At 59.5% G+C, this 22588-nt stretch carries 18 protein-coding genes and 2 pseudogenes; 13 read left to right on the top strand and 7 right to left on the bottom strand.

All coding sequences use genetic code 11. The features are described from left to right. The first annotated feature begins 134 nt into the window (after nucleotides 1-134). From EJA72_RS09725 to EJA72_RS29490, 6 genes and pseudogenes are all read left to right on the top strand, one after another. Nucleotides 135-917 carry a sugar phosphate isomerase/epimerase gene (locus EJA72_RS09725; protein ID WP_157711252.1) on the top strand — a complete coding sequence of 261 codons (783 nt, stop codon included), beginning with the start codon at nucleotides 135-137 and terminating at the stop codon, nucleotides 915-917. After that, nucleotides 910-1896, top strand: coding sequence for a sugar kinase (locus EJA72_RS09720; protein WP_157711251.1), 987 nt, complete (start codon nucleotides 910-912; stop codon nucleotides 1894-1896). The genes EJA72_RS09725 and EJA72_RS09720 overlap by 8 nt, the downstream gene beginning before the upstream one ends. A gap of 122 nt (nucleotides 1897-2018) precedes the next feature. Continuing rightward, nucleotides 2019-3314, top strand: a complete 1296-nt coding sequence (locus EJA72_RS09715) for an MFS transporter (RefSeq protein WP_157711250.1) — start codon at nucleotides 2019-2021, stop codon at nucleotides 3312-3314. A gap of 14 nt (nucleotides 3315-3328) precedes the next feature. After that, nucleotides 3329-4306, top strand: coding sequence for an NAD(P)-dependent oxidoreductase (locus EJA72_RS09710; RefSeq protein ID WP_157711249.1), 978 nt, complete (start codon nucleotides 3329-3331; stop codon nucleotides 4304-4306). 444 nt (nucleotides 4307-4750) lie between these two features. After that, nucleotides 4751-5035, top strand: coding sequence for a LuxR family transcriptional regulator (locus tag EJA72_RS09705; RefSeq protein WP_157711248.1), 285 nt, complete (start codon nucleotides 4751-4753; stop codon nucleotides 5033-5035). A 52-nt stretch (nucleotides 5036-5087) separates the two neighbouring features. Next, a pseudogene (locus tag EJA72_RS29490) lies at nucleotides 5088-5396 on the top strand (response regulator transcription factor); the annotation flags it as partial. Between the two features lie 11 nt (nucleotides 5397-5407). Here the strand turns inward: EJA72_RS29490 and EJA72_RS29200 are convergent. Together EJA72_RS29200 and EJA72_RS09695 are read right to left on the bottom strand one after the other, a co-directional pair. Continuing rightward, nucleotides 5408-7156: a hypothetical protein gene (locus tag EJA72_RS29200; protein ID WP_256679665.1), complete on the bottom strand. Its 1749-nt coding sequence runs from the start codon at nucleotides 7154-7156 to the stop codon at nucleotides 5408-5410. Between the two features lie 450 nt (nucleotides 7157-7606). Next, on the bottom strand, nucleotides 7607-8794 hold the full coding sequence (locus EJA72_RS09695) for a pyridoxal phosphate-dependent aminotransferase (RefSeq protein WP_157711246.1): 1188 nt from the start codon (nucleotides 8792-8794) through the stop codon (nucleotides 7607-7609). 260 nt (nucleotides 8795-9054) lie between these two features. Between EJA72_RS09695 and EJA72_RS09690 the strand changes: the two are divergent. Continuing rightward, nucleotides 9055-9168 (top strand): annotated as a pseudogene (locus tag EJA72_RS09690) (DUF6124 family protein); the annotation flags it as partial. 154 nt (nucleotides 9169-9322) lie between these two features. Here EJA72_RS09690 and EJA72_RS09685 read toward each other — a convergent pair. Beyond that, nucleotides 9323-10465, bottom strand: coding sequence for a glycerate kinase (locus EJA72_RS09685; protein ID WP_157711244.1), 1143 nt, complete (start codon nucleotides 10463-10465; stop codon nucleotides 9323-9325). A gap of 193 nt (nucleotides 10466-10658) precedes the next feature. Continuing rightward, nucleotides 10659-11810 (bottom strand): sugar diacid recognition domain-containing protein, encoded by a 1152-nt coding sequence (locus tag EJA72_RS09680; RefSeq protein WP_157711243.1) that lies wholly within the window; start codon nucleotides 11808-11810, stop codon nucleotides 10659-10661. A 160-nt stretch (nucleotides 11811-11970) separates the two neighbouring features. On the opposite strand from EJA72_RS09680, the gene EJA72_RS09675 reads away from it, so the two are divergent. From EJA72_RS09675 to rarD, 3 genes are all read left to right on the top strand, one after another. Next, complete coding sequence (locus tag EJA72_RS09675; protein WP_157711242.1) at nucleotides 11971-13281, top strand: MFS transporter; 1311 nt, start codon at nucleotides 11971-11973, stop codon at nucleotides 13279-13281. A 194-nt stretch (nucleotides 13282-13475) separates the two neighbouring features. Then, nucleotides 13476-14489 carry an aldo/keto reductase gene (locus tag EJA72_RS09670; RefSeq protein WP_157711241.1) on the top strand — a complete coding sequence of 338 codons (1014 nt, stop codon included), beginning with the start codon at nucleotides 13476-13478 and terminating at the stop codon, nucleotides 14487-14489. Between the two features lie 270 nt (nucleotides 14490-14759). Next, nucleotides 14760-15641, top strand: a complete 882-nt coding sequence (gene rarD, locus EJA72_RS09665; RefSeq protein ID WP_157711240.1) for an EamA family transporter RarD — start codon at nucleotides 14760-14762, stop codon at nucleotides 15639-15641. A 128-nt stretch (nucleotides 15642-15769) separates the two neighbouring features. On the opposite strand, the gene hppD is transcribed toward rarD, so the two are convergent. Next, the gene (gene hppD / locus EJA72_RS09660; RefSeq protein WP_157711239.1) at nucleotides 15770-16846 is read right to left on the bottom strand and encodes a 4-hydroxyphenylpyruvate dioxygenase; all 1077 of its coding nucleotides are present in this window, start codon (nucleotides 16844-16846) and stop codon (nucleotides 15770-15772) included. A 417-nt stretch (nucleotides 16847-17263) separates the two neighbouring features. Here hppD and EJA72_RS09655 point away from each other — a divergent pair, with 417 nt between their 5' ends. Continuing rightward, on the top strand, nucleotides 17264-18799 hold the full coding sequence (locus EJA72_RS09655) for an EAL domain-containing protein (protein WP_157711238.1): 1536 nt from the start codon (nucleotides 17264-17266) through the stop codon (nucleotides 18797-18799). 234 nt (nucleotides 18800-19033) lie between these two features. After that, nucleotides 19034-19399: a histone-like nucleoid-structuring protein, MvaT/MvaU family gene (locus EJA72_RS09650; RefSeq protein ID WP_157711237.1), complete on the top strand. Its 366-nt coding sequence runs from the start codon at nucleotides 19034-19036 to the stop codon at nucleotides 19397-19399. A 173-nt stretch (nucleotides 19400-19572) separates the two neighbouring features. Here EJA72_RS09650 and EJA72_RS09645 read toward each other — a convergent pair whose 3' ends face one another. Further along, nucleotides 19573-20097: a DUF4946 domain-containing protein gene (locus EJA72_RS09645; RefSeq protein WP_157711236.1), complete on the bottom strand. Its 525-nt coding sequence runs from the start codon at nucleotides 20095-20097 to the stop codon at nucleotides 19573-19575. Between the two features lie 144 nt (nucleotides 20098-20241). On the opposite strand from EJA72_RS09645, the gene gloA reads away from it, so the two are divergent. Next, nucleotides 20242-20763 (top strand): lactoylglutathione lyase, encoded by a 522-nt coding sequence (gloA, locus tag EJA72_RS09640; protein ID WP_157711235.1) that lies wholly within the window; start codon nucleotides 20242-20244, stop codon nucleotides 20761-20763. Nucleotides 20764-20891: 128 nt separating this feature from the next. Here the strand turns inward: gloA and ahpF are convergent, their stop codons facing one another. Then, on the bottom strand, nucleotides 20892-22457 hold the full coding sequence (gene ahpF, locus EJA72_RS09635; RefSeq protein ID WP_157711234.1) for an alkyl hydroperoxide reductase subunit F: 1566 nt from the start codon (nucleotides 22455-22457) through the stop codon (nucleotides 20892-20894). Between the last annotated feature and the right edge of the window lie 131 nt (nucleotides 22458-22588).

The raw sequence follows: 22588 nt of genomic DNA, 5'->3' as shown, positions 1-22588 counted from the left end.
AGGCTCGCTCCCACATTGGACTGCTGTGCCCTTGTGGGAGCGAGCCTGCTCGCGATGGGGCCCGAACGAACACCGCAAAACTCCATTCCTTTTTTTTGAACAAAAATGAAACCGGTTTCAGAGGTAGAAAAACAATGAATAACCCCCCCGTTTCCATCAGCCTTTCCAGCTTCGGCGCCGAGCTCGTGCGTCAACGCGGCCAGGGCAGTTTCATCGAAATACTGGCCGCCGCCGGCGCCACACACATCGAATGGCGCGAAGAACTGCTGACGGTCGAAGACCCGGCGCAACTGGCCGATGCGACTCAAACCCACGGCCTGGAAAGCGTGTATTCGACGCCGATGGAATTGTGGCTGGCCGGTCAGTCAAGACCCAATCCCGAACTGATCACCGCGCTGCAACGCGCCCAGGCGTTCGGCGCAAAATGGCTGAAGGTTTCCTTGGGCTATTTCACTGACACCTGTGACCTCCAGACCCTTGCCCGCATCCTCGGCAAAAGCCCTGTCCATCTGTTGGTGGAAAACGACCAGACCTTGCACGGTGGCCGCATCGAACCGTTCCAGCGATTCTTCGCCGACGTCGAGCAACATAACCTGCCGATCAAAATGACCTTCGACATCGGCAACTGGCACTGGCAGGACCAATCGCCCGCCAGCGCCGCGCGGTTGCTCGGTCGGCACGTCGGCTATGTGCACTGCAAAGCGGTGACGCGCCGCGTCGACGGCAAACTCATTGCCATCCCGCCCGCCGCCAGTGATTTGCAACGGTGGGAACACCTGCTGCGACACATGGCCCAAGGAGTGATGCGAGCGGCGGAATATCCGCTGCAAGGCGACGACCTGGTCCAGTTGACCACTGAGCACGTGGCCGCCCTCGCCCACCTCGGCCACTCGCAACTGGAGAGCGCTCATGCCTGAGATCGATATCCTTTCGTTCGGTGAAACCATGGCGATGTTTGTCGCCGAGCACGCCGGTGAACTGGCCAATGTCGGCCACTTTCACAAACGCATCGCCGGGGCCGACAGCAACGTCGCCATTGGCTTGTCCCGGCTGGGGTTTAACGTGGCGTGGCTGAGCCGGGTCGGTGCCGATTCCCTGGGGCGCTTTGTGGTCGACACCCTGGCCAAAGAAGGCCTGGATTGCAGCAACGTCGTGATCGATACCGCGCACCCGACCGGTTTCCAGCTCAAGTCCCGCACCGATGACGGCAGCGATCCCGTCGTCGAGTACTTCCGTCGGGGCTCGGCCGCCAGTCACCTGTCGCCGCAATCGATCGTCCCCGAACTGCTCCAGGCCCGGCACCTGCACGCCACCGGCATTCCTCCGGCGCTCTCGGAAACGGCGCGGCAGATGTCGTTCGAATTGATGACCCGCATGCGGGAAGCCGGGCGCAGCGTGTCGTTCGATCCCAATTTGCGACCGAACCTGTGGCCCAGCGAGGCGCTGATGATCACCGAGATCAATCGCTTGGCCGGCCTCGCCCACTGGGTGCTGCCGGGGTTGAGTGAAGGCCGCTTGCTGACCGGTTTCGATGACCCGGCCGACATTGCCGCGTTTTACCTCGACCTAGGGGTCGAAGCCGTGGCCATTAAACTCGGCCCGCACGGTGCCTATTACCGCACGCACCTGGATGAAGGTTTCGTGGCGGGCGTGCCGGTGGAAACGGTGGTCGACACCGTGGGCGCCGGGGATGGTTTTGCCGTGGGCATGATCAGCGCGCTGCTGGAAAACCACAGCTTTGCCGACGCCGTGAAGCGGGCCAACTGGATTGGCAGCCGCGCGGTGCAGAGTCGCGGGGATATGGAGGGGCTGCCGACCCGGTCCGAGATGTCCGTTGAATTTGAGGCCCCTATCGCGGGCAAGCCCGCTCCCACAGGTCTGTTGTTTGGAACATAAATTTTATGTAACCCACTGATCCTTGTGGGAGCGGGCTTGCCCGCGATGAGGCCAGTACAGCCAATGAAGATTTAGAACCGTTACCTGCTGCGACAAAAACAACAAGCTCAGGAGCACCATTGATGAAAACCGCAACCCTCGCCGCCCGCCGCTGGTGGTACATCATGCCCATCGTGTTCATCACTTACAGCCTGGCGTATCTTGACCGCGCCAACTACGGGTTCGCCGCCGCGTCCGGCATGGCCGCCGACCTGATGATCACACCGGGCCTGTCCTCGATGCTCGGCGCGCTGTTCTTCCTCGGCTACTTTTTCTTCCAGGTGCCGGGCGCGATCTACGCGCAAAAGCACAGCGTGAAAAAGCTGATCTTCGTCAGCCTCATCCTCTGGGGCGGTTTGGCGACGTTGACCGGGATTGTCTCGAACGCTTACTGGCTGGTGGTCATCCGCTTCATGCTCGGCGTGGTCGAAGCCGCCGTGATGCCGGCGATGCTGGTGTACCTGTGCCACTGGTTTACCCGTGCCGAACGCTCGCGGGCCAACACCTTCCTGATCCTCGGCAACCCGGTGACCATGTTGTGGATGTCGGTGGTGTCGGGGTATCTGGTGCAGCATTTCAGCTGGCGCTGGATGTTCATCATCGAAGGTTTGCCAGCCGTGCTCTGGGCGTTTATCTGGTGGCGTCTGGCGGATGATCGCCCGGCCCAGGCCAAGTGGCTCAGCGACCAGGAAAAACACGACCTGGAAAGCGCCCTCGCCGCCGAACAGGTCGGCATCAAAGCGGTGAAAAACTACGCCGAAGCCTTCCGCTCGCCGAAGGTGATCATCCTGGCCCTGCAGTTTTTCTGCTGGAGTATTGGTGTCTACGGTTTCGTGCTGTGGCTGCCATCGATCCTCAAGGCGGGCGCGCAGATGGACATGATCGAAGCCGGCTGGCTCTCGGCGTTGCCGTACCTGGCGGCAGTGATCGGCATGCTGCTGGTGTCCTGGGGCTCGGACAAATTGCAGAAGCGCAAACGCTTCGTCTGGCCACCGCTGCTGATCGCCTCGATTGCGTTCTACGGTTCCTACGCCTTGGGCGCCGAACACTTCTGGTGGTCCTACACCCTGCTGGTGATTGCCGGCGCCTGCATGTACGCGCCTTACGGGCCGTTTTTTGCCATCGTCCCGGAGATCCTCCCGGCCAACGTCGCCGGCGGTGCCATGGCGCTGATCAACAGCATGGGCGCGCTCGGTTCGTTTGGGGGTTCTTACCTGGTCGGTTACCTGAACAGCTCCACCGGTTCGCCTGGCGCCTCGTACCTGTTGATGAGCGGCGCCCTGATGCTCTCGGTGGTGCTGACGATTTTCCTCAAGCCCGGCGCCAGTGACCGGGAGCGTCCCACGGTTGCTTTGACCCGCGCCGCCGCCCATTCCTGATGGAGATGAATACGATGAAAAAGCAGATTGTTCTGTACAAGAAACTGTCGCCGCTGCTGATGGCTCGCTTGCACGAGCACACCGACGTGACCCTGATCGACAACCTCGACGCCGATGGCCTGTCCCGATTGCGCGATGCCCTGCCCCGCGCTCAGGGCTTGCTCGGCGCCAGTCTGAAACTGGACGCCGGACTGCTCGATCTCGCGCCGAATCTAGAGGCTATCGCCAGCGTCTCGGTGGGCGTCGACAACTACGACATCGACTACCTGACCGAGCGCCGTATCCTGCTCAGCAACACGCCGGACGTGCTCACCGAAACCACGGCCGACACCGGTTTCGCGCTGATCCTGGCGACGGCCCGGCGGGTCGTGGAACTGGCCAACCTGGTCCGCGACGGCCAGTGGACGCGCAATATCGGCCCGGCCCATTTCGGCACCGACGTGCACGGCAAAACCCTGGGCATCATCGGCATGGGGCGGATCGGCGAAGCTTTGGCCCAGCGCGGGCATTTCGGTTTTGGCATGCCGGTGATCTATCACAGTCACTCGCCGAAACCGGCGGTGGAGCAGCGGTTCGACGCGCAATACCGCCGCTTGCCGGACTTGTTGCAGCAGGCGGACTTTGTTTGCCTGACCTTGCCCCTGACCGCTGAAACCGAAGGGTTGATCGGCGCAGAGCAGTTCGCCCAGATGCGCCCCGAAGCCATTTTCATCAACATCTCTCGGGGCAAAGTGGTGAACGAGACGGCGCTGATCCAGGCGTTGCGTGACAAGCAGATTCGCGCGGCGGGGCTGGATGTGTTTGAGCGTGAGCCCCTGAATGCTGACTCGCCGTTGTTGCAGTTGAACAATGTGGTAGCGACGCCGCACATGGGTTCGGCGACCCATGAAACGCGCGAAGCGATGGCGGCGTGTGCGGTGGACAATCTGTTGAGCGCGTTGGCGGGTGAGCGGCCGAAGAATCTGGTGAATGTTCGAGCGTGGAAGGGTTGATGGATTGGGCGTTTCTCAGATAGCTATCGCGAGCAGGCTTGCTCCCACAGGGTTTCGAGGGCGGTCACACATTTGTGCCCTCCATTCGTTCCTTGTGGGAGTGAGCCTGCTCGCGATGGGGCCAGTCCGAACAACCCAGTCTCAACTCGCACCACATGCCAGTCTCGCTGTGAAATCGACGAACGGGTGAGGCGACGGAAATTCAGCGATATCTCCTACAGACAGGGGTTCCTTTGCTGACAGCCAACTCCGCTGAGTCCGATTAAAGTCCGCCACCTGTAATTTGTGACAGGTTCCAAGCGGAATGAATCGCGCTATAAGGAAACCGAGCCTCCAGCCCTAACACCAGGTGCCTGAAGGACGGCCGCGCGAACCATCCCGTCAAGCTGTAGGAAGATTCCGCCGCGCCCACGCCGTCAATGATGATGAATGGGAGATTCAACTATGTACCGTGCCAATGCCGTATCGGTTCAATCATCGCCAGCCCAGGCCAATTTCCAGCCGCAAGCGTGCCCTCCCCCTAAAGCGATCAAGCTGACGGCTCGGGAAAAGGAGCTTTTGCAGTGGACAGCCATTGGAAAATCGTCCTGGGAAATCGCGCAGATCGTCCAATGCACCGAGGCGGGTGTGAATTATCACTTTTGTAACATCCGCCGAAAATTCGGCGTGAGGTCGCGCTGGATGGCTATGGTCATGGCGCTGGAGCAAGGCTTGATCCAATCACCTTGAACCGGCCCCTCGCCAGCGGTCAGCGTGTCATTGACCCCTGTTGAGACCCTTCATGAATCTGGAACAGCCGCCCCAATCCACTCGATTCAACCCTGCCCTCGACAATGCCTGTGACGATACGCCGATGTCGCGCAGGCATCAGCCGACCACGGCGCTGCGCATCATCCTCGCAGACGACCACCCCGTGGTGCTGAGAGGGACTGAAATGGCCCTCAGCGGCAGCAGCTGGTCAATTGTGGCTCAGGCCCAGAATGCCGATGAACTGATCGCCCACCTGAAGCAAACACCCTGCGACCTTCTGGTCAGTGACTATTCGATGCCTTATGGAAGTTTTCCCGACGGTTTGGCGTTGATGGGCTATTTGCGCCGTCACTACGGCCACATTCCGCTGATCGTGATGACCATGCTGCATAACCCTTCCCTGCTGCGTGCCTTGAGCGAGCCATCGCTTTCCAATGCAGAGCAAGCGGGGTATTCGGGTACGGGCGCGGTCGCAAACGAGGGGAAACTGCCCGCGGGTAGGTCCACGGCAATCGCGTTGACATCGACCAGTGTCGTTTCCGACCACAGCTCATTGATAATCCCTGGACCGCTCACCTGGTAGTGCACGGGCACCTCATCACCGTTCATGCCGGCCTTGATATAGGCCCACGGAATGGTGACTTGAAAGGGATCACCGGGCACATGACCGGTTTCGGTATCGTCAAATTCAAGACGCGCCTCGGTGACCGGCTGCCCGTTCCAGTAGAAATTGAGGATGTGACCATTCTCCACCTTGTCGTACCAGTCGAAGTGGAAGATGGCGTTTTTGTCCTTGTCGGCCCGGGTCAATTCATTGGTGCGGCTACCATCGTGATTTTTGACTTCCCCTTCAAGCAGGTCAGGGTGAACCGGATCGGGCCAGTCGACGGGAGGCCATGGGTCAGGCCAGGGCAAGACAGTGTCGAAGTTCACATCGAAATCATCGTCCTGAGGCCCAAACAGTCGCCCACTGCGCACAATGTGGTAGCTGACATTCGTGGATTTGGTCCCGGTCGTGGTTCGACCATAGTCTTCGAGCATCAACGTCGCTGGCAGTACATCCAGCTCGATGGTGGGTAGCGGATTATTGCCAAGGGGAATGTCGGGTTCCAGGATCTGGTTACCCCACTTCAAGCGCACCTCATCGCCCGCCTTGAAATTCTGGTGTTTATCAATCCAGACACTCACCCCCTCTTGAACATGCGTCATGGTCAACACAGGGTTGGCCTGGGGCACTTTCGGCTTTGTAGTCACGATCGGCAGAGGGCCAAACGTCAGGCTGACTTTTTTATAAAACGCCGGCGGGCTGGCGTTGAGCGCTTTGTCACGCAAGGCATATGTAAGCAATGCGTTGGCGTCGCCAAACGCACGGATCAAGTCGCCGTCAAGTTCTACGGTGCTGTTGGTGATGCCCGGCGCGGGCGCTTTGCCAACATAAATCGGGGGTGTCGAGAGCGGGTCATCCGGGATGTTTTTTGAATCAATCAGGTAAAACGCGATTTCGTCCGAAGCGTTCCAATCCGGATAGCCCGGCACAGTGACCGTCAGCTTGCCGCCGACGGGCAAATTGGTGTCGTCAAGAAAATCCCCGGTGAACACAGGTATTTTTGGGGGCGCGTCTTCGTTAGGGGCTATCACATCGCAAATAAAGGTGTAGATCTGCGAATCAACCGCCGGATCGCCCGCGAAATTTTGAAAGGTGTATTTCAGCCGGCACGTGGCGTTCCTGGGGAGATCGTTTGGCGCAATGGTCATGGGGTTTGGAAAAGTGTCCGGAAAATCGGTTTCACCCGCAGGAATCGAAAACTCTTTCGCCGGCCCCAGGTTCACGAAAGACCCGCTGCCGCGATCGATTTGCAGCTGGATTTTGTCCGACAGCCCTGAACCGGCCGGTGGCAATACCGTCCACTTGGGGATTTTGACCGTCAGCCCTGCTGTTTTGAGTTTCGGCCCATTCAATAAGCCGCTGGGCTTGTCGGCATAGACGTCGTCGTCGATCACCATCTCCAGATCCACAAGCTGACTGCGATGCTCGGCGCGCATTTTCAGATAGGCGTAGTTTCGGTCGGCCTGCTTGTTCTTGGCCTGTTCAATTGCCATGTTCTTACCCCTCCTGCAACAGACGTTATTGGTGCCGTGGACAATTCCAGGGCCACTGCGTTGGTCAACAGCTGAGCGCTGCAGGCGCGTTCGACACACCAGGTCGCGCCGCAGGCCGAAATGACCTTGGACGGATTAAGCGCGCGTTGAAAAAAAAGCGAAACTGTCAGAGTTGACAGGTGGGGATCTGTACAGGGGAGGTATCAGACGCGGGAATCGCGGGAATGGCAGTGCCTGGCGGGGCTGAAAAATTCGGAGCCCGGCAAGCAGCAATCGCCAGCAGGCTGGCTCCCACAATTGAAATGTGTACACCTGTGGGAGCCAGCCTGCTCTCACTTTTGCAGTGCGGCATTCAGATGTGGGAGCCAGCCTGCTCCCACTTTTGCATTGCGGCATTCATTTGTGGGAGCCAGCCTGCTGGCGAAGAAGCCGCCAACAACCACACAAGTTTCAGGCCCGACGCGCCACCAGCAAATCCGCCGCACACAGCGCAATCCGCCGGCAGGCCTCCGCCAGCTTGGGCCTGTCGACCACCAGCCCAAGGCGAATATGCCCCGCCGCGCTCGGCCCGAAGGCTTCACCGGCCAGCACCGACACGCCATACCCTTCCAGCAGCCGCTCGGCGAAGTGCTGGGCAGACAACCCGGTCTGGCGCACATCGACCATCACGAACATGCCGCCGTCCGGCCGAACCGCCCGAATGCCGGGGCAATGATTGAGGCTCGCGCACACCAGGTCGCGCCGCTGGCGATACTCCTCGCGCATCAGTGCCACTTCCGGCAGGTCTTCATCCAGCGCCAATTGCGCAGCGTTCTGAACGAACTCCGGAATGCCGAACAACATGGTCATCGACAGATTCACCAGGTGTTCGCACAAGGTGCTCGGCCCGATCACCCAACCTACCCGCCAGCCGCTCATGGCGTGGGATTTGGACAGGCTGTTGATCGTCGCGGTGCGGTCGGCCATGCCCGGCAAACTCGCCGGGCTGATGTGTTCGCCCTCGTACAAGAGGTCGCTGTAGACCTCGTCGCTGATCAGCCACAGGTCGTGACGGATACACAGCGACGCCAGTTGCTGCCAGATCAAAAGTGACAGACTGGCGCCGGAAGGGTTGTTGGGGCTGTTGAGCAAAAGGGCGCGGGTGTTGGGGGTGATGCGTGACGCGACGTCGGCCGGATCGACCCGAAAGCCGTTCTGCGGCCGCACCGGCACCGGGATGACTTTAGCCCCGCAGGCGCCGAACACGCCTTCGTAGGTCACGTACATCGGTTCGGCGACGATGACCTCGTCCCCCGGATCGAGCAGGCATTGCGCGACCGAATACACCGCGCACTGCGCGCCTGGAAACACGACCACATGTTCGGCGCTTACCGCTTGACCACTGCGCTGGCGATGGCGCCGGGCGACGCTGTCGCACAAGCCTTGGCTGCCGCGTACCGCCGGATAGTGGGTATCACCGGCCAGCAAACTGGCGATGGCGGCTTGAACGATGGGTTGTGGCGTGTCGAAATCCGGGTCGCCGATCGACAGCAGCAACACATCGGCGCCCTGTTCGCGCAGTGCCAGCGCTCGATCATGAATCTGCCAGGCCGCCGCTCCGTCACCGGCGATTCGTTGGGTCAAGGCTGAATAGCGCATGTGGTTCTCCTGTCGCGCGGTCTCCAATGCCACAACCCTATCTGAAATCCCGAAACGCGCCAGCGTCGCGTTCATCTCGCGTTTTAAACATCGCCGCCCAGTGCCTGTTTAAAAGCGCTCGGGGATACTTGAGGAAAGCTACAAGAACTTGCGCCGTTGCCTACGGGTACGCCAGAATCGGCCGGCTTGTGCGCCTGGGTACTGCTCGGTAACTTGATCTCCGTCACTGCTCATCAGTGATCGGGTTTAGTCGCCTGCGGGTGGACCTGCTGGATGGCGGCTCGCGCAATGCGCTGCTGGGAATTTCCAACAGCATCATGCTGGCGGAAATCACCGCGAATCGGGTGCTGGATCAGATTGATCCGCCGGAGTAGTCGCCCCCTAATTGCCGCCCGGCACAACACACCTTTGTGGCGAGGGAGCTTGCTCCCGCTCGGGTGCGCAGCAGCCGCCGCTTTTGGGGCCGCTTCGCGGCCCAGCGGGAGCAAGCTCCCTCGCCACAGTGACCTCATTGCCTTTCGGGATGAGTCAGTCCTTGCGAGCAGCCAACCGCCACACCCGAGCAATGTCTGTCGCCCGCTCACGCAACAACTGCGGTGCGTCGGCGCACGCCTGCGCCAGTGTCATAGGCCCGCTGGCCAGGGCAAACGCCGCGTCGATGCCATGGGCATACAGCTGCTGATACCCCTCGCCCAGCGTGCCGGCGATGACGATGACGGGCACGCCCTGTTGCTGGGCAATGCGCGCCACACCAAACGGGGTTTTGCCGCGCAGGGTTTGTGCGTCGAAACGCCCTTCGCCGGTGATTACCAGATCAGCGCCGGCAACCGCATCGGCCAGGCCAACCAACTCGGCAACCACGTCAACACCGGCCTTGAACTGCGCACCGAGAAAGGCCTTGGCCGCAAAGCCCAAACCGCCCGCCGCACCGCTGCCCGGCTCGTCGCGCACGTCTTTGTTCAAGGCGTTGGCGCAGTGATCAGCGAAGTGCCCGAGGGCGTGATCCAGTAGCTGGACCTGCCCCGGCGAAGCGCCTTTTTGCGGACCGAAAATCGCCGAAGCACCGTGGGGCCCACACAGCGGATTGTTGACGTCGGCGGCGATGTCGAAGCGCACCTCGGCCAGGCGTGGATCGATATCGCTCAGGTCGATGCGGAACAGCTGTGCCAGGGCGAGGCCGCCCGGCTGCAAAGGCTGGCCTTGTGCATCGAACAGTTTCACGCCCAGGGCCTGCATCGCCCCCGCGCCGCCATCGTTGGTCGCGCTGCCACCGATGCCCAGAATCACGCGCTGCGCCCCGGCATCGAGCGCGGCGTGAATCAGTTCACCGGTGCCAAAGGTGCTGCTGATGCACGCATCGCGCTGGTCCACCGGGACGAGTTGCAAACCGCTGGCTTCAGCCATTTCGATGATGGCGGTGTGGCTCTCAGGCAACCATCCCCAGGCCGCCTCGACCGCAACGCCCAGCGGCCCGCGAACAGTGGTCCGGCGCAACTCGCCATCGCACGCCGCCAGAATCGACTCGACCGTCCCTTCCCCGCCATCGGCCATCGGGCATTTGATCAACTGCGCCTCGGGCCACACTTCTGCCAGGCCGAGGGCAATGGCATCAGCCACGCCTTGTGCGCTGAGACTGTCCTTGAACGAATCGGGGGCGATGACGATTTTCATGCGAATTCTCCAGTTCCAATGCCCCCATGCTGCCAGCCGCCATGAACAATAACGCCGGTCCGCTGCACAAGGGGCACTGAGGATTATTGTTCATTTCCACAAAACCCGTGGTGTACCACGATCCACTGTAGGAGCGAGCTCGCTCGCGATGCACTTGAGAACGCCGCGGGGTGTCAGGCGAGCAGCGTCATTGTTAACGTCCATCGCGAGCAGAGCTCGCTCCTACAGGTGGCGCGTCGGTTTCGGGGAGCAGTTGGACGCCGAGATAGAGGGCGAGCATTCCATCGAGGCGCAAGGGGTCGACGCCGCTGAGCTCGGCAATCCGCTCCATCCGGTACCTCAAACTGTTGCGATGAATCCCCAGCGCATCCGCACACGCCTGGCTCTGGCCATCGTGCTCGCACCAACTGCGCAGGGTCGCCAACAGTTGGCCGTTGCTGTCCTTGGCGATGACTTTGCGCAACGGGCTGAGCAGCTCGTCGAGCGCATCGTCGTTGCGATGGCGCCAAAGCATCACCGGCAGACGATAGCGATTGAGGGTCAACAACCGCGACCGGGGCAGCACGTCACGGCCGTAAGCCAGCAAGTCACCGACCCGGCGATAACAACGGCGCAAGCCCGACAAGCCATCGGCCTGCCCGCCCACCGCCACGCGCAAAATGTTCCAGCCGAGGCCGTCGAGCTTTTCCAGTAGTCGATCATTTTCCACGGTCTGACTGGCGGGCCGGCACCACAGCAGCGACGACTTGGCCGAACTCACGCACCAGCTGTCCGGGTAGCGGGTGGTCAGCCAAGCACTGAGCGCCTCGACGGTTTGCCCCGGGCCGTGTTCCAGGCCCAATTCAAACAGGTACGGCACCCGCGTGATCTGTGGCTTGAGCCCCAATTGCTGCGCTTCATCGATCAGCCTCGGCGAATCCCCGGTCTCACTGAGCAGCAACGCCAGCAGATCATCACAACGCTGGCGCCGCCATTGTTGCTCGGCCTGTTGATTACGCTGGCCCACCAGCATCTCGGCGGTCATCCGCACCAGCTCGGCGTAGGTGCGCAATGGCTCGGGTTCGCCGGTGATGCCCAACACGCCGATCAAGCGCTGATCGAGCATCAGCGGCAAATTGATCCCCGGTTGCACACCCTTGAGATGAATCGCGGTCTGGGCGTCGATCTCGACCACGCGACCATTGGCCAACACCAGTTGCGCACCCTCGTGCCGAGTGTTGATCCGCTCCGGTTCGCCGCTGCCGAGAATCAAGCCCTGACTGTCCATGACGTTGACGTTGTACGGCAGGATGGCCATCGCCCGGTCGACGATGTCCTGGGCCAGGTCGTGATCGAGTTCGAACATGGTGGTGGTCCTTCAAAATGCGGTTGTTCACCCGCACAGGGCTGGGTGGCAAACCCTGTGCTCAGGCACAAAGACAGCAGCCCCGAGGGTGGTCGAGACTCTCAGGGCGATCAACGTTACCCTTTGCATCGCAAAAAATCATAATAAAGAGAGAGCCGCCATGTCACAGAGCGCCGCCGCTACCCAGGCCATCGTTGACGAAAAAAACGCCGTCTACAAACGCATTACCCTGCGTTTGATCCCCTTCATCTTCATCTGCTACCTGTTCAACTACCTCGACCGGGTGAACGTTGGATTCGCCAAGTTGCAGATGCTCGACGCCCTGAAATTCAGTGAAACCGTGTACGGCCTCGGCGCCGGCATTTTCTTTATCGGCTACGTGCTGTGCGGCGTCCCGAGCAACCTGGCGTTGACCAAATTCGGTCCACGGCGCTGGATTGCGCTGATGATGATCGTGTGGGGCACGCTGTCGACCTGCTTGTTGTTCGTCACCACACCGACCGAGTTCTACACCTTGCGCCTGTTTACCGGTGCGGCAGAAGCCGGGTTCTTCCCGGGCGTGGTGCTGTACCTCTCGCAGTGGTTCCCGACCTTTCGCCGGGGCCGCATCATGGCGCTGTTCATGTCGGCGATTCCGGTGTCCGGCCTGCTCGGCAGTCCGTTTTCCGGCTGGATCCTCAACCACTTCGGTGCCGGGCAAGGCGGCCTGGCGGGCTGGCAGTGGATGTTTTTGCTGCAAGGCATTCCGACGGTGATCCTCGGCGCCCTCGCCTACTTCCTGCTTAGCGACAGCTACGCCAACGCCAAATGGCTCACGCCGTTCGAGCGCTCGGTGCTGGAAGCCGACCACGCCGAAGACCTGGCCAACAAACCTAAAACCACCACCGACTCGCTGCTGGCGGTGTTCAAGAACCCGGCGATCTGGGCGTTCGGCCTGATCTATTTCTGCATCCAGAGCGGCGTCTACGCGATCAACTTCTGGCTGCCGTCGATCATCAAGAACCTGGGCTTCAGCGATAACCTGGTGATTGGCTGGTTGAGTGCGATCCCGTACCTGCTGGCGGCGGTGTTCATGCTGCTGGTCGGCCGCTCGGCGGACTTGCGCAAAGAACGCCGCTGGCATCTGGTAGTGCCGATGTTGATGGGCGCGGTGGGCCTGTTGATTGCCGTCAACTTCGCCGCCCACCCGGCCATCGCGATTCTCGGCCTGACCATCGCCACCATGGGCGCCCTCACCGGCCTGCCGATGTTCTGGCCGGTGCCGACCGCCCTGCTCAGTGCCGGTGCGGCGGCGGGCGGGCTGGCGTTGATCAACTCGATGGGGCAGATGGCGGGTTTCCTCAGCCCGTACCTGGTGGGTTGGGTCAAGGACAGCACCGGGTCGACCGATGCGGCGTTGTATGTGCTGGCGGGTGTGATTGTCTGTGGCAGTTTGCTGGCGTTGCGCATGACCCGCACGCTGCGCGCCTAAACAACGAACATCCCCTGTGGGAGCTAGCCTGCTAGCGATGGCTGAGTGTCAGTCAGCATTGATGTGGCTGACACGCCGCCATCGCTAGCAGGCTAGCTCCCACATTTTGATTTGTGGTGTTTGATATTTCTGTTTGATACCCGCGACCGTTCTGGTATTTGATGAGCCTTTCCCACCGGTAAAAGGATGTCGTCATGAGCTACCGCACGCTGGGTCATTCGGGCCTGCAGGTGTCCACCCTGACCCTGGGCACCATGATGTTTGGCGAACAGACCCGCACCGAAGATTCCCTGCGGATCATCGACAAGGCCTGGGACCAGGGCATCAATTTCATCGACACCGCCGACGTCTACACCAACGGCCGCTCTGAAGAAATCGTCGGTGAAGCTATCGCCGGGAATCGTCACGAATGGGTGCTCGCCACCAAGGTCGGTTTCGGCCCGGTGGACGGCGTGCCGAACCGCAGCGGGCTGAGCCGCAAGCACATTTTCAACGGCATCGACGCCAGCCTTACACGTCTGGGCACTGACTACATCGACGTCTATTACCTGCACCGCGAGGACCACAACACGCCCCTTGAGGTCACGGTGTCGGCCATCGGCGACCTGATTCGACAGGGTAAAATCCGCTATTGGGGCTTGTCGAATTACCGGGGCTGGCGCATCGCCGAGGTGATTCGCGTGGCCGATAAACTGGGCGTCGACCGCCCCGTCATCAGCCAGCCGCTGTACAACATCGTCAACCGTCAGGCCGAAGCGGAGCAGATTACCGCCGCGCACAACTATGGCCTCGGCGTGGTGCCGTACAGCCCGTTGGCACGCGGAGTGCTCAGCGGCAAGTACGCGCCGGATGTGCAACCCGACGCGAACAGCCGAGCCGGCCGCGCCGACAAACGTATTCTGGAAACCGAATGGCGCGTCGAGTCCCTGCGTATCGCCCAGCAGATTCAGCAGTACACCCAAAGCCGTGGCGTGGGCATTGTCGAGTTTGCGATTGCCTGGGTGCTGAACAACAGCGCCGTGACCTCGGCCATTGTCGGGCCGCGTACTGAAGAACAGTGGGACGCCTACACCAAGGCGCAGGCGGTGAAGATTACGGCTGAGGATGAGGCGTTTATCGATTCGCTGGTGACGCCGGGGCATGCGTCGACGCCGGGGTTTAATGATGTGAGCCATTTTGTGTCTGGCCGAAAACCGCTTATTGCTTGAACTTTTTCGCGAGCAAGCTCGCTCCTACAGGTTTTGTGTCGAGCTGCTGACTAAGCTTTGACCAGGCCCAACTGTAGGAGCGAGCATGCTCGCGATGGTGGTCAACGATAACGCGGGGTGCCTGCGTGCCCGCGGTGCCTAATCGCTCATCGCGAGCAAGCTCGCTCCTACAAGGGGACATGTTGTAAATATTGATCATCCGGTCAATATTCAGCACAAAAACCACGTATCCTTCGCACCCCGTTTTACGCTCAACTTCGCGAGGACAGTTTGTCTAAAGGTATCGCTCTATCGGTGACAGCCTCGGTGCTGTTTGCCGTCATGTATTACTACACTTCGTTGCTCACCCCATTAAGCGGCGTGGAAATTTTCGGCTGGCGGATGCTCTTGACCGTCCCCTGCATGACCGTGTTCATGGTGGTGTCCGGCGAATGGAAACGTGTGGTCGAGATCGTTCGGCGCTTCAACACCCAGCGTAAACTGATTCCCGCTCTGCTCGCCTCCTCCGCGCTGCTCGCCGTGCAACTCTGGTTGTTCATGTGGGCACCGCTCAACGGCTACAGCCTTGACGTGTCGCTGGGTTATTTCCTGCTGCCGCTGACCATGGTTCTCACCGGGCGCATCGCCTATGGCGAACGCCTGTCCTACCTGCAAAAAATCGCCGTGGTGTTCGCCTGCCTCGGCGTGATCAACGAGCTGTACCAGGTTGGCGGTTTTTCCTGGGCAACCTTGCTGGTGTGCATCGGCTATCCGACGTACTTCGTGGTGCGCAAGCGCCTGGCGACGGACAATCTGGGCGGGTTATGGCTGGACATGACCTTGATGCTCCCCGTGGCATTCTGGTTCGTCCAGAGTGGCGAGCAAGGCTTCAATGTGTTCGAGCAACACCCGTGGCTGTCGCTGCTCATCCCGTTGCTCGGCCTGATCAGCGCCTCGGCGCTGGTGGTCTACATCATCGCCAGCCGCTTGTTGCCGTTCAGCCTGTTCGGGCTGCTGAGTTATGTGGAACCGGTGCTGTTGCTCGGCGTTGCGTTGCTGCTCGGTGAAAGCATCAAGGCCGGTGAATGGCTGACCTACATTCCGATCTGGATGGCGGTGCTGGTGTTGATGTTCGAGGGGTTTAAACACCTGATGCGCCACCGCAGACCTTAAGGGCATACAAAAATCAATGTGGGAGCGAGCCTGCTCGCGATGGCGTCATCAGCCTCAACATAATTGTTGACTGAAAGAACGCTATCGCGAGCAGGCTCGCTCCCACAGTTTTTTACCGCGGTATCGATTTAGTCGGTGGACAACACACCACGCCGAACCTGATCGCGCTCGATCGATTCGAACAACGCCTTGAAGTTGCCTTCGCCGAAACCATCATCGCCTTTACGCTGAATGAATTCGAAGAACACCGGCCCCATCAGGGTTTCCGAGAAGATCTGCAACAGCAGGCGCTTGTCGCCGGATTCGGAGGAACCGTCCAGCAGAATCCCCCGCGCTTGCAGCTGATCGACCGGCTCGCCGTGGTTTGGCAGACGGCCTTCGAGCATTTCGTAGTAGGTGTCCGGCGGTGCGGTCATGAAGCGCATGCCGATTTTCTTCAGGCGATCCCAGGTGTCCAGCAGGTTATCGCTGAGGAAGGCCACGTGCTGGATGCCCTCGCCGTTGAACTGCATCAGGAACTCTTCGATCTGCCCGGCACCTTTGGACGATTCCTCGTTCAACGGGATGCGAATCATGCCATCCGGCGCGGTCATGGCTTTGGAGGTCAGGCCGGTGTATTCGCCCTTGATGTCGAAGTAGCGGATTTCGCGGAAGTTGAACAGCTTCTCGTAGAAGTTGGCCCAGTAGGCCATGCGACCGCGATACACGTTGTGGGTCAAGTGATCGATGATCTTCAGGCCCGCGCCTTCAGGGTTACGATCCACCCCTTCGATGAACACGAAATCGATGTCGTAGATCGAGCTGCCTTCGCCGAAACGGTCGATCAGGTACAGCGGCGCGCCGCCGATGCCTTTGATCGCCGGCAGGTGCAGTTCCATCGGGCCGGTTTCGATGTGGATCGGCTGAGCGCCGAGCTCCAGGGCACGCTTGTAAGCCTTTTGTGAGTCCTTGACGCGGAACGCCATGCCACACACCGACGGGCCATGCTCAGCGGCGAAGTACGACGCTACGCTGTGGGGCTCGTTGTTGAGGATCAGGTTGATCTGGCCCTGGCGATACAGGTGCACGTCTTTGGAGCGGTGGGTCGCCACCTTGGTGAAGCCCATGATCTCGAAGATCGGCTCCAGGGTGTTCGGGGTTGGCGATGCGAATTCAATGAATTCGAAGCCCATCAGGCCCATCGGGTTTTCGTATAAATCTGCCATGGTGGCGCCTCATCATTTTTATCAATTAACTAATGTTAGTTGCTAGCAATGCTGAGACCGGCGGGTGGCGCACAGGAGATGCCCCGCACGCTGCGGGCGAGGAAGTCACCATAGATCAGTTGAAACCCAAAACTCTTCATTGTCGACCCAAGGCTCTTGCGGGCGAGGCTTCTGCTGCTGCCAGAAGACGTTTATTATTGTATGCGTAACCGGATTCTACACAGCGTAAATCTGTTTGTCCGCCTTCTGTATCAAATCCCCTTTCCCGCCGGTCGCGCAAGGGGTTTGTTTACACGCTGAATCACCGTTGGGCGGCATAAATGCCGAGCTCCATCTATCATGGGCCGTACTGAACTCTTTATGGATGGCGAGTCCTCCAGCATTTGAGAGCCCTTTTTATCGTCACAGGTTTCGCAAATGCCATTGACCGTCAAACCCCGCCGCAAACGCGGTACCCGGATCGTCGTGACGGTCCTGAGCGGTCTGCTCCCGGTGGTGCTCGGCTTCGCCATTCTCTACATGCAGGCCGGGCGCACCCTCTCGCAAAGTACCGCGCAGACCGCTGAAGAGGCGATCCGCCAGTTCGAACTGATGCTCGATAACAACGCCCAGGCCGCGGCCGATTTACTGCCGCTGGCCGGGCAACCTTGCGCCGATGTCAATCTGGCCTTGCGTGAACAGGTTACACGCCGTCCGTTTGTACGTTCGACCAGCCTGATCTGGGACAACACCGCTTATTGCAGCTCCTTGTTCGGTGATATTCAGGAAAAAATCAGTGCCGGCAACTACACCCACGGCCAGTTGTCGTTATTGGAAGGCAACTCGGTGACGCCGGATTCCGCGCTGTTGGTGTACCGACTCAGCGACGGAGAAAAGAGCGCACTGAGCACCCTGGACGGTTTTCACTTGAGTAACGTGCTGCGCCTGATCGGTCGCAAAACCTCGCTGGTCCTGCAAGTCGGCCCCCATTGGCTGAGCCCCGACATGACATTCCACACGGGGCCGCTGCCCGTTTTCCCGGTGGCACCTGCCACGTTGGGTTCCTCACGCTACCCCTTCACCGTGGCGGCCGGTTTCCCCGAGGGCGAAACCTGGCGCTACATGAGCAGTGAATACCCCCCCCTGTTCAGCCTGTTGATTTTCTTCGGGGTGATTGCCGGCTTTATCGGGCATTTTCTGCAGGGGCGCTCTACATCACCCAGCCATGAACTGCACCGGGCGCTGGAAGCCGCCGAGTTCATTCCGTACTTTCAACCGTTGGTCTATGGCGATAATAAAAAGTGGTCAGGGGCAGAAGTCCTGATGCGCTGGAACCACCCTAAAGAAGGCTTGGTGCGCCCGGACCTGTTTATCCCGTTCGCCGAACACTCCGGGCTGATCGTGCCGATGACCCGGTCATTGATGCGACAAACCGCGCAATTGTTAGCGCCCACCGTAGCCTCGTTGCAGGAACCGTTTCACATTGGTATCAACATCACCGCCAGCCATTGCAAGGACCTGGAACTGGTTGAGGATTGCCGTGAGTTCCTTGAAGCCTTCGCACCGGGCAGCATCATCCTGGTACTGGAATTGACCGAGCGCGAACTCATCGCACCCACTGCCATCACCCATCAACTGTTCGAACAACTTCATGCGCTGGGCGTGAAGATCGCCATCGACGATTTCGGCACCGGCCATTCCAGCCTGGGCTATCTGCGTCAGTTCAACGTGGATTATCTAAAAATCGATCAGAGTTTTGTTGCGATGATCGGCGCTGATGCGCTCTCCGGGCACATTCTGGACAGCATCATCGAACTGTCCGCCAAGCTGGATCTGGGCATCGTCGCCGAGGGTGTGGAAACACTGGAGCAAAGTGATTACCTGACCGCTCACGGGGTGAACTTCCTGCAAGGTTATCTTTATGGGCGCCCGATGCCCGGCGCAGAGTTCACTGAAGCATTAAGCCATCATTAACTAACGGTTTTAAGCGACGAGACAACGGAAAATCGCACCAATTTGAATCAATAGTTCGCTCTTGTTACATGAAGAAAACGTCAGGATTTACTCTTGGCCAATTAACTACTACAATTTTTCATGCCTGCGCTAGATTGGCAGGTGCACCACTTATCACCGAGTCGCTTCAAGGCTCTTGGCTTATAGCTTTGTTTGCGGTTGGTATCAGCCAAACACACTATTGGAGTAAAGATATTGTCCAGACTCGCTGAATTTCGTGCCGCTGAAAAGGCCCTTCAAGAGCAGCTCAAACAGCTGGAATCCCTGAAGAACGATGCCGGGCTCAAGAAAGAAATCGAATTCGAAGAGAAGCTCCAGGGGCTGATGAAAACCTACGGCAAAAGCCTGCGCGACATCATCGCCATTCTCGATCCGAACCCGGCCAAATCCGGCCTGCAACATACCGCAGCGCCTAAAACCCGTCGCGCTCGCGTGGTCAAGGTTTATCAGAACCCGCACACCGGTGAACTGATTGAAACCAAGGGCGGCAACCACCGCGGCCTGAAAGCCTGGAAGGAACAATACGGTGCAGCCACCGTTGATTCCTGGCTCCGTGGCTAAGCTCTCGCAGCGACAAAAAAAGCCCTGCCAATGCAGGGCTTTTTCATGGGTGCCACTAACAGCGGCGAATGGAATCGATCAACTCGTAACTTGCTGACTAACTTTGTGCTTAATCCGTTCGGGTATCTAAAAAAACTGAACGTTTTGAGATCTGTGATTTCACAAATCCTCAACTAAAGTTTCAAGCTGTTACGAGTAGCACCTATTTCATCTTCACTTGCCTTATAAGCCTCGGCCTGCCCGGCGTACGAAAGGACATAGGCCTTATCGGCATCCACCGCCGCGACCAATGTTTGTGACAGCACATGTCGACCGTTCTGCGTAATCGTGCAGGTAGTTTCCAGCGCCGATAAGCGGCTCAAGGTTGTCGGATGAATCCGGTTGCAAACACTTTGATAACCGCCTTGAAAAAAGCCCTTTTGCACCGACTTGCGCATCTCCAGCAGTACGCCCTGCAGGTTCACCTGATGACCGCTCTCCACCTGAGTCATGGTCAGCTCCATCACCATGACTGGCGTGCCATCCTGATCGTTTTTAACCGCGCGCTGACGGATCACCTCAGGCTTGGCGTCGGTCTGCGGGATCTCTTCGACTTCCCAGCCACTGGGCCAGGTCACGATCGGCGCGTCTGCCTGTGCTCGGGCGATACCTGAAAGCATGCACATCAGGACCAGCAGCGGTTTGGACAATCGAATCATTGCAATGAACACTCACGGGTTGAGCGGCAAAGTCTGAGCTTCGCCCGCCTGTCAGGCAATAGCCGACGCTTTCGGTTTGGTGATGTCTGAACCCTTGCGTATCATTGTCGCCATTCGTTAGCCCCACTTATGACCGGAGGGCCCATGAGCCTGCACGATTTGAACACCTTCCCGGGCGTGACCGCCCAACCTGACACCGCCACCCGGAAGTTTGTCTTCAACCACACCATGTTGCGGGTCAAGGACATCACCAAGTCCCTGGATTTCTACACGCGCATCCTCGGATTTTCGCTGGTGGAAAAACGCGATTTCCCGGAAGCCGAGTTCAGCCTGTACTTCCTGGCGCTGGTCGATAAAGACCAGATCCCGGCCGACGCAGCAGCGCGCACGGAATGGATGAAATCGATCCCGGGCATTCTCGAGCTGACCCATAACCACGGCACCGAAAACGATGCCGATTTCGCCTACCACAACGGCAACACTGACCCGCGCGGTTTCGGCCACATCTGCATCTCGGTCCCGGACATCCGCGCGGCGTGCGAACGCTTTGAGGCACTGGGTTGCGATTTCCAGAAGCGCCTGAACGACGGCCGCATGAAGAGCCTGGCGTTCATCAAGGACCCGGACGCCTACTGGGTCGAGATCATCCAGCCCGCCCCGCTCTAACCCACGCGAAAGATCCGCTGTGGGAGCGAGCAGGCTCACTCCCACAAAAGCCAGTCTCACATTTGGGATAGTCAGGACAAAAAAAACCCATGATCACTCATGGGGTTTTGTGTTTTCAGCGTCGGCGTTTATGCCGGGGCCGAGGTCCGGATCAGGTGATCGAATGCGCTCAGCGAAGCTTTTGCGCCCTCGCCCACTGCAATCACGATCTGCTTGTACGGCACCGTGGTCACGTCACCGGCTGCGAACACCCCCGGCAATGAAGTTTCACCACGGGCATCGACGATGATCTCGCCGCGCGGCGATAGCTCGACGGTGCCTTTGAGCCAGTCTGTATTGGGCAACAAGCCGATCTGCACGAAGATGCCGTCCAGGTTCACCGTGTTGAACTCACCCGAATCGCGGTCCTTGTACACCAGGCCGGTCACTTTCTGGCCGTCACCCTTGACTTCGCTGGTCAGCGCGCTGGTGATGACATGCACGTTCGGCAGGCTGAACAACTTGCGCTGCAGCACCGCATCGGCGCGCAGCTTGCTGTCGAATTCCAGCAGCGTGACGTGGCTGACAATACCGGCCAGGTCAATCGCGGCCTCAACGCCGGAGTTGCCGCCACCGATCACCGCGACACGCTTGCCTTTGAACAGCGGACCGTCGCAGTGCGGGCAGAAACACACGCCTTTGGCTTTGTATTCCTGCTCGCCTGGCACACCCATTTCACGCCACCGGGCGCCCGTGGCGAGAATCAGCGCCTTGGTCTTGAGCGTGGCGCCGCTGTCGAAGCGAACCTCGTGCAGCTCACCGGGGTTTTTCGCCGGAATCAGCGCCGTGGCGCGTTGCAGGTTCATGATGTCGACGTCGTATTGCTTGACGTGTTCTTCGAGTGCGCTGGCCAGCTTCGGCCCTTCGGTTTCCTGCACGGAGATGAAGTTCTCGATGGCCATGGTGTCGAGCACCTGACCACCAAAACGCTCTGCGGCAACACCGGTGCGAATGCCTTTACGCGCGGCGTAGATCGCTGCCGAAGCACCGGCCGGGCCACCGCCGACGACCAGCACGTCAAAGGCTTCCTTGGCACTGATTTTTTCAGCCTGGCGCTCGGCACCGCTGGTGTCGATCTTGGCGAGGATTTCTTCCAGGCCCATGCGGCCCTGGCCGAAAATCTCGCCGTTCAAGTAGATGCTGGGCACGGCCATGATCTTGCGTTCGTCGACTTCCGCCTGGAACAACGCACCGTCGATGGCGACGTGGCGGATGTTCGGGTTCAGCACGGCCATCAGGTTCAGCGCCTGAACGACGTCCGGGCAGTTCTGGCAGGACAGCGAGAAGTAAGTCTCGAAGCTGAACTGACCGTTGAGCGAGCGGATCTGTTCGATCACTTCCGCACTGGCTTTGGAGGGGTGGCCGCCGACTTGCAGCAAGGCCAGCACCAGCGAGGTGAATTCGTGACCCATTGGAATGCCGGCGAAACGCAGCTTGATGTCGGCACCCGGGCGATTGATCGAGAACGATGGTTTACGTGTGTCATCACCGTTGTCGAGCAAGGTAATCTGGCTGGAAAGACTGGCAACGTCTTTCAACAGTTCGAGCATTTCCTGGGATTTCGCACCGTCGTCGAGGGATGCAACGATCTCGATCGGCTGAGTGACCCGTTCCAGGTACGATTTCAACTGGGCTTTAAGATTGGCGTCCAACATACGGGCGATTTCCTTTTTTGCTTTGCTTGAGACATAAAAAAACGCCCGAGCGAATCTCGCCCGGGCGTTTTTGAGGGCGGTGCAGCTTACTGAGTAGGTGCGGAGTTCCGCCCTGAGTTGCGCGTCACAGA

The organism is Pseudomonas sp. PB120, assembly GCF_009761815.1.
Taxonomy (GTDB): domain Bacteria; phylum Pseudomonadota; class Gammaproteobacteria; order Pseudomonadales; family Pseudomonadaceae; genus Aquipseudomonas.
Note: the sequence above shows the minus strand (reverse complement) of the source record. Positions and strands in the feature narration are given on the sequence as shown.

Excerpts from the sequence above, each read along its gene's own strand:
- EJA72_RS09725 (WP_157711252.1), top strand. The coding sequence starts at position 135 with ATGAATAACCCCCCCGTTTCCATCAGCCTTTCCAGCTTCGGCGCCGAG.
- EJA72_RS09720 (WP_157711251.1), top strand. The coding sequence starts at position 910 with ATGCCTGAGATCGATATCCTTTCGTTCGGTGAAACCATGGCGATGTTT.
- EJA72_RS09715 (WP_157711250.1), top strand. The coding sequence starts at position 2,019 with ATGAAAACCGCAACCCTCGCCGCCCGCCGCTGGTGGTACATCATGCCC.
- EJA72_RS09710 (WP_157711249.1), top strand. The coding sequence starts at position 3,329 with ATGAAAAAGCAGATTGTTCTGTACAAGAAACTGTCGCCGCTGCTGATG.
- EJA72_RS09705 (WP_157711248.1), top strand. The coding sequence starts at position 4,751 with ATGTACCGTGCCAATGCCGTATCGGTTCAATCATCGCCAGCCCAGGCC.
- EJA72_RS29200 (WP_256679665.1), bottom strand. The coding sequence starts at position 7,156 with ATGGCAATTGAACAGGCCAAGAACAAGCAGGCCGACCGAAACTACGCC.
- EJA72_RS09695 (WP_157711246.1), bottom strand. The coding sequence starts at position 8,794 with ATGCGCTATTCAGCCTTGACCCAACGAATCGCCGGTGACGGAGCGGCG.
- EJA72_RS09685 (WP_157711244.1), bottom strand. The coding sequence starts at position 10,465 with ATGAAAATCGTCATCGCCCCCGATTCGTTCAAGGACAGTCTCAGCGCA.
- EJA72_RS09680 (WP_157711243.1), bottom strand. The coding sequence starts at position 11,810 with ATGTTCGAACTCGATCACGACCTGGCCCAGGACATCGTCGACCGGGCG.
- EJA72_RS09675 (WP_157711242.1), top strand. The coding sequence starts at position 11,971 with ATGTCACAGAGCGCCGCCGCTACCCAGGCCATCGTTGACGAAAAAAAC.
- EJA72_RS09670 (WP_157711241.1), top strand. The coding sequence starts at position 13,476 with ATGAGCTACCGCACGCTGGGTCATTCGGGCCTGCAGGTGTCCACCCTG.
- hppD (WP_157711239.1), bottom strand. The coding sequence starts at position 16,846 with ATGGCAGATTTATACGAAAACCCGATGGGCCTGATGGGCTTCGAATTC.
- EJA72_RS09655 (WP_157711238.1), top strand. The coding sequence starts at position 17,264 with ATGCCATTGACCGTCAAACCCCGCCGCAAACGCGGTACCCGGATCGTC.
- EJA72_RS09645 (WP_157711236.1), bottom strand. The coding sequence starts at position 20,097 with ATGATTCGATTGTCCAAACCGCTGCTGGTCCTGATGTGCATGCTTTCA.
- gloA (WP_157711235.1), top strand. The coding sequence starts at position 20,242 with ATGAGCCTGCACGATTTGAACACCTTCCCGGGCGTGACCGCCCAACCT.
- ahpF (WP_157711234.1), bottom strand. The coding sequence starts at position 22,457 with ATGTTGGACGCCAATCTTAAAGCCCAGTTGAAATCGTACCTGGAACGG.